This is a genomic window from Actinoplanes sp. NPDC049599 (assembly GCF_044465625.1).
Classification (GTDB): Bacteria; Actinomycetota; Actinomycetes; order Mycobacteriales; family Micromonosporaceae; genus Actinoplanes.
The window spans coordinates 1-1,713 of record NZ_JBITLX010000072.1 but is presented as its reverse complement, the minus strand read 5'-3'; the positions used below and the strand labels follow the sequence as shown (position 1 = coordinate 1,713).

General features: G+C 70.1%; 2 protein-coding genes. Both read left to right on the top strand.

Annotation, left to right across the window (positions count from 1 at the left end; all coding sequences use genetic code 11):
• Positions 1–1,110 (top strand): chemotaxis protein CheW (locus ACIBQZ_RS43220; protein WP_396094773.1); only part of this gene is annotated, 1,110 nt, incomplete at its 5' end.
• A 17-nt stretch (positions 1,111–1,127) separates the two neighbouring features.
• The gene (locus ACIBQZ_RS43215) at positions 1,128–1,565 is read left to right on the top strand and encodes a chemotaxis protein CheW (protein ID WP_396094772.1); all 438 of its coding nucleotides are present in this window, start codon (positions 1,128–1,130) and stop codon (positions 1,563–1,565) included.
• Positions 1,566–1,713: the final 148 nt, after the last annotated feature.

Genomic DNA, 1,713 nt, shown 5'->3' with positions numbered 1-1,713 from the left:
GCCAAGGTCACCAACGTCTCCGGCCGCGGTGTCGGGATGGACGTGGTGAAGACCCGGATCGAGGCGATCGGCGGCTCCGTCGACGTCATCTCGACCAAGGGCGCCGGTTCCACCTTCCGCCTCAGCATCCCGCTGACCCTGGCCATCATCCCGGCCCTGACCATCGGCTGCGGCGGGCACCGGTACGCGGTGCCCCAGGTCAGCGTGCTGGAGCTGGTGCGCCTCTCGGGTGAGCACGCCCGCGGCGGGATCGAGCACATCTCCGGGGCGCCGGTCTACCGGCTGCGCGGTTCGCTGCTGCCGCTGGTGCAGCTGGACGAGCAGCTCAGCCTGGTACCGGTCGGCACCTCCAGCGGTGGTGGCCGCAACGGCGACGGGCGCGGCGGCTTCATCGTCGTCCTGCAGGCCGAGCAGCACCGTTTCGGCCTGGTGGTGGACGACGTCCTGGACACCCAGGAGATCGTGGTGAAACCGCTCGGCCGGCACCTGAAGTCGCTGCCGATGTACCAGGGCGCCACCATCCACGGCGACGGCAGCGTGGTGCTGATCCTGGACGCCACCGCGATCGCCCGGCAGGCCGACGTGCTGTCCAACCCGGCCGGGGCGGCCAGTTCCTCGATCAACGAGGAGACCACCCCGATCGACCCGGTGCTGGTGGTCGAGCTGGCCGGGGGCCGGCGCACGGCCATCCCGCTGGACATGGTCACCCGGCTGGAGGAGATCCCGAACGAGACCATCGAGCGGGTCGGTGGCCGCGAGGTGGTCCAGTACCGCGGGCACATCATGCCGCTGGTGCGTCTGGCCAGCCTGCTCGGCGCCTACGGCGAGGAAGGCAACGCCGAGCGCGTGCAGCTGGTGGTCTACACCCGCGGCGAGCGCAGCGTCGGGTTCGCGGTCGAGCGGATCATGGACATCGCCACCGAGCGGGCCGGATCCCGGTCCGACATCGACGATCACGCGTTGCTCGGCTCGATCGTGGTCGGCGACCGCGTGGTCGAACTGCTCGACGTGCAGGCCGCCGTGCTCGCCGCCGACCCGGCCTTCTACCAGGACGACGCCGGCGCCACCACGATCGAGCAGCTCGACCACCTTTACGAGGAGGCACTGTGACGGTACGAGGAGGCGCCGTGACCCAGCTTTCGACGTTCCACGTGGGTTCCTACCTGTTCGGGGTGGAGGTGGCCCTGGTCCAGGAAGTGGTTCGGATGCAGGCGTTCACGCCGGTCCCGCTGGCCACTCCGGAGGTGGCCGGCCTGATCAACCTCCGGGGTGAGGTGCTGACCGCCATCGACGTCCGGGCCCGGCTCGGCCTGCCGCCCAGCGGCGGGGAACGACCGCAGGTGAACGTGGTGGTCCGGGTCGACGACGAACCGGTCAGCCTGCTCGTGGACGAGATCGGCGGGGTGGTCGAGGTTTCCCAGATTCCTTTCGAGGGAACCCCTTCCACGGTGGACTCGCGGGTCGGGTCGCTGCTGCTCGGGGCCTACACGATGCCCGAGAAGCTGCTCCTGGCCCTGGACGCCCGCGCCCTGCTGGCCTTCGACGAGCACCATTCGGCGGCCTGACGGATCCGGCGAGAACCTAGGGGGACGAAGTGACACGGGCTCTGGTGATCGATGACTCGCGGGCCATGCGGAGCATCCTGACCAAGCAACTCGGGGGGCTCGGGTTCGACGTCGCCCAGGCCTTCGACGGCCGGGACGCACTGGATCT